The sequence below is a fragment of the Leptolyngbya sp. FACHB-711 genome, from assembly GCF_014695615.1.
Classification (GTDB): domain Bacteria; phylum Cyanobacteriota; class Cyanobacteriia; order Elainellales; family Elainellaceae; genus Leptolyngbya_A.
This window is the reverse complement of the sequence record NZ_JACJOR010000449.1, coordinates 1-8,374: the sequence shown is the minus strand read 5'-3', so window position 1 is coordinate 8,374 and position 8,374 is coordinate 1. Positions and strand designations below refer to the sequence as shown.

The 8,374-nt window shown below is 50.3% G+C and carries 5 protein-coding genes; 1 reads left to right on the top strand and 4 read right to left on the bottom strand.

The annotated features are described in order from the left end of the window. Nucleotides 1–344: 344 nt before the first annotated feature. From H6F80_RS20215 to H6F80_RS20205, 3 genes are all read right to left on the bottom strand, one after another. On the bottom strand, nt 345–1,349 hold the full coding sequence (locus H6F80_RS20215) for an SDR family oxidoreductase (protein ID WP_190793322.1): 1,005 nt from the start codon (nt 1,347–1,349) through the stop codon (nt 345–347). Nucleotides 1,350–1,471: 122 nt separating this feature from the next. After that, nucleotides 1,472–2,296: an alpha/beta fold hydrolase gene (locus H6F80_RS20210; protein ID WP_190793321.1), complete on the bottom strand. Its 825-nt coding sequence runs from the start codon at nt 2,294–2,296 to the stop codon at nt 1,472–1,474. A 117-nt stretch (nt 2,297–2,413) separates the two neighbouring features. Next, the gene (locus H6F80_RS20205) at nt 2,414–3,292 is read right to left on the bottom strand and encodes an NmrA/HSCARG family protein (RefSeq protein ID WP_190793320.1); all 879 of its coding nucleotides are present in this window, start codon (nt 3,290–3,292) and stop codon (nt 2,414–2,416) included. A 274-nt stretch (nt 3,293–3,566) separates the two neighbouring features. Here H6F80_RS20205 and H6F80_RS20200 point away from each other — a divergent pair, with 274 nt between their 5' ends. Continuing rightward, the gene (locus tag H6F80_RS20200) at nt 3,567–7,277 is read left to right on the top strand and encodes a WD40 domain-containing protein (RefSeq protein ID WP_190793319.1); all 3,711 of its coding nucleotides are present in this window, start codon (nt 3,567–3,569) and stop codon (nt 7,275–7,277) included. A gap of 225 nt (nt 7,278–7,502) precedes the next feature. Here H6F80_RS20200 and H6F80_RS20195 read toward each other — a convergent pair whose 3' ends face one another. Then, the gene (locus tag H6F80_RS20195) at nt 7,503–8,330 is read right to left on the bottom strand and encodes an oxidoreductase (RefSeq protein ID WP_190793318.1); all 828 of its coding nucleotides are present in this window, start codon (nt 8,328–8,330) and stop codon (nt 7,503–7,505) included. Nucleotides 8,331–8,374 lie beyond the last annotated feature (44 nt).

The following is an 8,374-nucleotide window of genomic DNA, read 5'->3' as shown; positions in this document are numbered from 1 at the left end:
CGATTCAAGCCAGTTAAAGCGCGCAGCAAGCGGTCTTGTGTCAGCACCCGTTCAATATCCAGCATTTGCTTATCCCATTTCTGCCTTCTATTCTTGCTTATTTCCCGACAAGTCTAATATACTCGCCAATCTTAACTGTGTAGGCTTCTTGAAGTATGCCTTCAAGCCCCATCGATCTGTAATCTTTCACAATTGTTCTCTCCAAAATACTGTTTGCGTCGAGTTGAAAGTAAGAGGAAATTAAAACTTGCTATTGGATTAAGTTAGGCAATCGCAACCGCATGCACTAACGTAAAATCAACCGTCACGCCATGCTTGGTTGCGACACCATAACAACACGGTCTTTATCCTGAAATGCCTCCCAGCATGGCAATCAATCCGCTGGTAGCAACTACTGTGATCGCGCTCCATTTGATAGGTGGATTGCGATCGAGCCAATCCGTGAAGCTGGGTACGCTCAACTTGCCAAAGTCGCCCTCTACAACGTCGTAACCAGAGAGTGGGCCATATAGGTTGTCAGGTGCATCTGGTGATTTTGGCTCACCGGACAGTTGAGCAGTAAAGCCAACCTGAAGAAATAAGCGATCGACAATTGCCGGGGCAATGCGTTGCAGCATCTCTAATACTCGCCCCATATCACCTACAACAAAGTCGCGAGTAGGATGCTCAGCCACATATAAAATGGCATCGGCAACGGTGCTGGGTTTGTTGTAGGGCGGTAATCCAGCCGGCTCTACGCCCATCTTTGTCCGAATTTTATTGAAGATGGGTGTATTCGTGATAGCGGGCATCACATTCGTGACGCTGATCGGCTGTTTTTGGTGCTGCAATTCAATTCGCAGGGAGTCTAAAAAGCCTGCTATGCCATGCTTGGAAGCTGCATAGGGACTTTGCAAGGGAAACGGCACCCTCGCCGCTAACGAGGAAACATGAATGAGCGCGCCGCCGCCTTGTTTGAGGTGTGGTAAAGCCACCATTGCGCCATAGGCCTGTCCATTCAGGTTCACATCGAGAACTCTTCTAAATTCTTCCGGTGTGACTTGGTCAAACGGTGCAACAACGCTGGTTCCAGAGACATGTACCCAGGTATCAAGTCGTCCGTAAGTGGCAATGGCCTGATCGGCGATCGCTTTCACCTGTTCAAACTCGCTGACATCAGCAATGACGGCGATCGCGTCTCCACCTAGCTCTTTAATCTGATTCACCAACGTTGCCAACCCAGACTCGCTACGAGCAGCAACAACAACTTTTGCGCCTTTTTTAGCAAACCGCAGGGCTGTCTCCCTGCCAATTCCGCTAGAAGCGCCAACGATGGCGACTACTTGCTGATTGATCGGCTTTAATTTCATGGGTTCTACTCCTAAAATTGAATCTCTTTGAATACAGTCCCCAGTACTTGCAGCGAATCATTGCTGATGCTTACACCGGGGTTTATCCCTCTAAGAACGATGTCTCACCTCAACGTCCGGTGTCAGTCCTTGAGGAACGATAGAAGGTCGTTGTTGAGTTGTTCTTTGTGCGTATCGGTTAAACCGTGGGGTGCGCCGGGATAGATTTTCAGGGTGGAATGCTTCACCAGCTTGGCGGCAGCGATCGCAGCGGCTCCAATTGGTACAATCTGGTCATCATCACCGTGGAGGATGAGGGTGGGCACGTCGAACTTTTTCAGATCTTCAGTGAAATCGGTTTCAGAAAAGGCCTTGATGCTGTCGAAAGCGTTCTTGTGTCCTGCCTGCATGCCCTGGAGCCAGAACCAGTCGATCATGCCCTGGGAGACCTTGGCCCCAGGACGATTAAATCCAAAGAAGGGGCCGCTAGCCAGGTCGCGATAGAGCTGCGAGCGATCGACGATGGAGCCCGCCCGCAGACCGTCGAACACCTCGATGGGCAAGCCATCGGGATTGGCCTCTGTTTTCACCATGAGCGGGGGTACCGCTGAGATCAGCGCTGCTTTAGCAACTCGGCTGGTGCCATGGCGGCCAATGTAGCGGGCTACTTCGCCGCCGCCGGTCGAAAAGCCAATCAGCGTGGCATCGGTGAGGTCTAGCGTTTCAATCAGCGTCGCGAGGTCGTCAGCATAGGTATCCATCTCGTTGCCGTTCCAGGGCTGACTTGAGCGTCCATGGCCGCGACGATCATGAGCGATCGCCCGAAACCCGTGGTCTGCTAGAAACAGCATTTGAGCTTCCCAGCTATCAGAATTCAGAGGCCATCCGTGGCTAAAGACAACGGGTTTTCCTGTACCCCAATCTTTGTAGTAAATCTGTGTGCCATCTTGCGTCGTGATCGTGCTCATGGGATTTCTCCTAAATTGGTATGGGTTAGGTTCAAAGGAACGAAGGTGCTGACTCAACAGTTACCTTGTTGTTCTCGGTCTTTAAGCGATTTCAAAGGATCATTGACCCGACATCGGCTACGCTTCTGGCTGGTTCTGCCAATCGTGGTCGCGCAAATAAGATTCAAAGTCGGTCTGTGCAGAAAAATTACGCTTCAACTGGGTTAAATCTGCCCCGTAGCCAACGTTCTCAAACCAGCGATACATAATGGTCAGTTCCTCTCCAATTTGCTGCTCAAACGTCTCAAACGGGATTTGTTGGTATTGGACGGGTTTGCCTAAAACACGGCTGAACGCAGCAGCGACTTCCGGCATGGTCATGTCCACACTGGCAAGTTCAATTTCGCCCTTCATGAAGTCTGCGGGGTGATCGAATACATCAGCGACCATCTCCCCATAATCTTCTTCAGAAAGCTGCTGCAACTTCGTTTCAGGACTCAATGGCTGAAAGAGCGTTCCGGTCTCAACCATCGAGCGCAGCATGTTGTAGTTGTAGAAGAAGAAAACGGGCCGCAGGATTGTGTAAGGCAACTCGCTGGCTCGAATGTATTCTTCGACTTGAAACTTGCTGTCAAAATGCGGAACACCTGTGTTGCGTTCGGCGCTACCCACCGAACTGTAGACGAAATGCTGGATGTTCGCCGCTTTCGCTGCGTCTGCAACCGCTTTGCCCTGACGGATTTCGGTGTCTAAGCCATCTTGAAAGATCTGTAGTGAAAAAACACCGTAGGCACCTTGCAAAGCGCGATCGAGGGAATCGCGATCGTTGAGATCTCCGACCACGAGTTCTGCGCCTGCTTGTTGGAGGGCTTGAGCTGCAGGCTTGTTGGAGTCACGCACCAAGGCGCGAACCTTGAAATTGCCGCGTTGCAAAAGATGACGGGCGATCGCACTGCCCTGATTGCCTGTAGCGCCGGTGACTAAGATAAGCCGTTCTGTATGGGTTGACTGTGTCATAGCTGTTTCCTCACTGTCCTTTGTAGAAGGGGATAGGAAGAGAGCTTGGTGCCCTCTGTTGGTCCTATTGTTCAACGTGGGCCCAATTCAGAACACTCAAGTTCTCTGCGTTAAGCACTGAGATAAGCTGAGGCAGTGCTTCTATACCTAAAGGCAGATATTTGATCAAAGTTGCCCTGGAACACACGCTAAGTATCTGAAACTTGATACCCTCGCAGGGCAACCGCACTCCGCTTAGAAGGTTTACTCCTTTTAACCCTTGGCTGTCTAAACCATGGATAAGACCCAAAAACCCAGACGCAGTAGAGCCCCCTCTGCACGGGCGAGGGGAGTCGTTCTGTCACCCCATGGATGGCAACGGTTTCAAGCGGCAAAGCAGCAGGTAGAGTCGGAGGAAAACTGGGGTAAGCGGCTTACCCAGGAAGATCTGAATGAACGCACTGGGTTATCTCTCAACACCCTGGCCCGTATTCTGAAGCGTGAACTGGGGGTCGATCGCCAGTCGTTAGAAATTCTCTTCCAATCCTTTGGACTGGAATTATTAAAGACCGATCATGTTTCTCCGATCGCATCGGTGGAAGCGTTGTCTAGTCAGCCAGCGAACCCTCAGCAAAACTGGGATAGCGCTGTCGATGCTTCTGTGTTTTATGGTCGTGAAACCGAGCTGGCGCAGCTGTGGCAGTGGATGGTGGTAGACCGCTGCCGCGTGGTTGGACTGCTTGGAATTGGAGGAATTGGCAAAAGCACGATCGCCGTCAAAGCAGCCCTGCAGATGCAGTCTGAATTTGATGTGATCGTGTGGCGATCGCTTGCCAATGCCCCTTCCTTCGATGACCTGCTAACCAGCCTGCTGAAATTTTTGATGCCGCTTCAAGGAGACGATCCTGTCATTCCTACAACGGTGGACGGAAAGTTGTCGAAGGTGATGGAGTATCTGCGATCGCAGCGGTGTCTGTTGATTTTGGATAATGCTGAAACCATTTTGCACAGTGAGCAGGTGGGTCAGTGGAGATCGGGCTATGAGGCTTATGGACAGTTTTTAAGAACGCTGGGAGAAACGCCCCATCAAAGCTGCTGCTTGCTGACTAGTCGCGAAAAGCCACGGGAAATTGCCATGTTGGAGGGCAAACAGAGCGTAGTGCGATCACTTTCTCTCAGCGGACTCACGCCCGATGATGGACGCGCCATTTTTCAGCAAAAAGGAGCGTTTACAGGTTCACAAGCCGAGTGGCACACCTTGGTCAATCACTATGGCGGCAATCCTCTGGCGCTGAAGTTGGTTGCAGCTGCTACGCAAGATTTGTTCGACGGCAGTGTTGCAGAGGTTCTAACCTATCTTGAGCAGGGCGTTTTTGTCTTTGAAGACATCCGCGATCTGCTCGATCGCCAATTCAATCGCCTATTGGCAGAGGAACAGAAAATTCTCTACTGGTTTGCCATTCATCGAGAGCCGGTGGCGATCGCAGAGATTCGTGAAAACATTATCGGTGCAGCCTTACAACAAACCGTTCCCCAACAAGTAAATTCACTGCTCCGGCGGTCGCTGCTCGAAAAAACGGATGGATTATTTTTCTTGCAGCCCGTTGTGATGGAATATGTCACAGAACGGTTGATACAACAGGTCTGTACAGAATTTACAACCCGACAGCTTGATGTATGGCAAAGTCATTCATTGATTCGAGTACAGGCGAAAGACTATATCCGAGAAATGCAACTGCGATTAATTTTGCAGCCTGTAATGGAATGGCTTTTATCGGCTTACCGAAATGTGTCAGAAGTTGAAAATAGAGCAAGGTTACTTCTCGCACAACAACGATCAGAATATGGAGCAGGATATGCGGCCGGGAACTTAATAAATCTGCTGGTGCAGCTCAAAGTAGATTTGCAGGGTTCCGATTTTTCTGAACTCGTAGTGCGGCAAGCCGACCTGCGGCAGATTAATTTGGTAGGGGTCAATTTTCAAAATTCTGATTTAGCAACATCCCTGTTTTCGGAGACCTTGGGGGTGCCAACATCGGTTGATATTAGCCCAGATGGTCAAGTTTTTGCCGTGGGCGATATCAACGGTTTTGTGTATTTGTGGAATGTTGCATCCAATCAACTCATTGCAACATTTGAAGGACATCGCGGTGGAGTTTGGGCTGTTGCATTTAGTCCCGATGGCACGACACTGGCGAGTGGCGGTAATGATGCGACTGTACGGTTGTGGAATGTGCAAAGTGGTCAGTGTTTGTGGATTTCGACAGGGCATACGAGTCGAATTTGGTCTTTAAGCTTTAGCGCTAATCGTCAATGGTTAGCCAGTGGTAGTGATGATCAAACCGCAAGAGTGTGGAATTTACAGGGTGACTGCTTGCACGTTTTGAAAGGACACACCAAAAACGTTTATTCCGTTCACTTCTCACCCAACCATCCAATTCTAGCCAGTGGCAGTAAGGATACCTCGATTCGGATTTGGGATGTTGAGACTGGAAAATGCCTAAATGTGCTGCAAGGGCATTCTTCCGGTATTCGCTGCGTGCGCTACAGCCCGGATGGTCAACGATTGGCAAGTGGCGGCCTTGATGGCTGCATTCAACTATGGATTCATCCGCCTAATTCTAAAACTCATTCATTTAATCCTGAATTATCGCTGCGGGGGCATACCAATTGGGTTCGGAACATTGTATTTAGTCCAAAGAGCGACACTTTAGACTGGGTTCGGAATATTGTATTTAGTCCAGAGAGCGACACTTTAGTAAGCAGCAGTGATGATGGCACCCTTCGGCTTTGGAATGTCCAAGACGGATACTGTACGAATATTCTGGGCGAACAGACGGTATCTGCTCTGGCGCTTGCTATCAGTGCCGATGGTCAGGTCTTGATCAGCGCCAACCAGGATCGAACCGTGCGGCTGTGGCAGATGCCGAGTGGGCAAAGCCTCAAAACGTTAAGCGGTTATACCTATGGAGAACACGCCTTAATTTTTAGTCCTGTCACAGTTACAGCAGCTCAGAATCAGAATGATTTTGCCTCAGCGGGAACTGGATCACCGAATCAACTGCTTGCCAGTAGTAGTAGTCAAACGGGAATGATTCATTTATGGCAATGGCAGGTTGATAGAGAACTACTCAGTTCGCCTCCCTACAAAACCCTGTACAGAGAAAACAGCCTAATTTCAAATTTAAGCTTTAGCCCGGATGGTCAAACCATCGCCACCAACGGGGAAGATGGCTCCATTTTTGTATGGGATGTGCAAACAGGACAGGGCGATCGCTGGATTGCTCATGATGCTCCTGTGTTAGCGGTGCTGTTTAACCCCGTTGGGCAAACCCTGGCAAGCAGCAGCCGTGACCGAACAGTACGTCTGTGGGATGTGCAAACTCACCAATGCTTACACGTGCTACAGGGTCATCAGAGCAGCATGCGGGCGATCGCCTTTGATCCCCGAGGTCGAACTCTAGCAAGTGGCAGCTATGACCAAACGATTCGGCTATGGGACGTGCAGACCGGGGAGTGCCTACGGGTGATAGAAGGACACAAGGGCGGGGTTTACGCGCTAGCCTTTCATCCAACCGAGCCGATTCTAGTAAGCGGCAGCTTTGACCAGACGGTTCGATTGTGGGATGTGCAAAGCGGAGCCTGTCTAAGGACATTACAGGGGCATACCAGCATCGCGTTTACCATTGCTATTAGCCCTGATGGTCAAACTATTGCCAGTGGCAGTGATGACCAAACCGTTCGCCTCTGGAATTTGAAGACGGGGGAATGCCTTCATGTGATGGGTGGGCAAGCCAGTTGGATTGCATCGGTTGTCTTCAGCCCCGACGGTCAAATTTTATTAAGTGGGAGCTTCGATCGCACGATGAAACTGTGGGATGTTGCTACAGGGCGCTGTATCAAAACGGTGAAAGGCGATCGCCTTTATGAAGGTATGAATATTCAAGGTGCAAAGGGGTTGACGACTGCTCAACAATCGATATTAAAAGCATTAGGAGCAATTTAATTTCGCGGTGAAGCGGTTGTTTACGGTACTACCGTTTTGACAGTATGGTGCTTTTCTACCCTGCGGTTGCAGCATATTCTATGAGTTTGGTAACAGCATCTCGATGAGAAACCATCACAACTTAGTTTCTAAAGGATGTGCCTCAAGTTCTCTATAGGACGTAATGCTGCCACCGAGAACTTGAAGCATTCATTCGCGATTCTTCCTTTACCCTACTGCGTGCCTTTATCTGTAATCCGTAGATTCAGCCAGTGCACGCCATTGTGTTGTTTCTTGCTCAACGTAGGCGTTTTTCTGGGCAATGGCTCGAAGGGTGTCGGTCCCGAGCGGCAACCGTAGGGGTGGCGTATCAGCATTGGCGAGCTGCAGCATCGCTTGGGCTAGCTTGGTGGGGTCTCCCGGTTGTTGATAGCTCAGCTCAGAGGCGATTTTACGAACTTTACCAACCGTCTCCGCGTAATCCGGAATCTCTGCTGTGCGCTGGAGCGAGCTGCCATCAAGGAAATTGGTCCGGAAGTATCCCGGCTCGACTACAGTGGCATGGATGCCCAGAGGCGCTAATTCATCATGCAGCGCTTCGGTAATGCCTTCAACCGCAAACTTGGTTGAGGAGTAGACGCCCCACCCCGGAGTAGAGCGGTAGCCCCCAATCGACGAGAGGTTAATAATGTGTCCAGAGCGGCGCTGACGCATACTGGGCAATACCGCACGGGTCATATTCAACAGCCCGAAGACGTTAGTGCGATAGACCCGCTCAACTTCTTCTGCACTGGTTTCTTCGACACCGCCGAGGATACCGAATCCGGCATTGTTGACTAACACATCGATTTGCCCAAAGCGATCGAGCGCTGCTGCCACGGCCGCTTGCACCTGAGCCTCGTCAGTCACATCCAGGCTAAGGGTCAACACATTCGGATTTGACTCAAATTGTTGTAAATCAGTCTTTTTACGAGAAGTTGCAATGAGTTGATCTCCTGCTGCCAAAACGGCTTTCGCGATTTCGGCTCCAATTCCCCGAGAAGCACCGGTAACCAACCAAGTTTTCTGAGTCATTTTTCTATCTCCTTTATTGCCTTATCCTTTCATTGCCTTTCTGG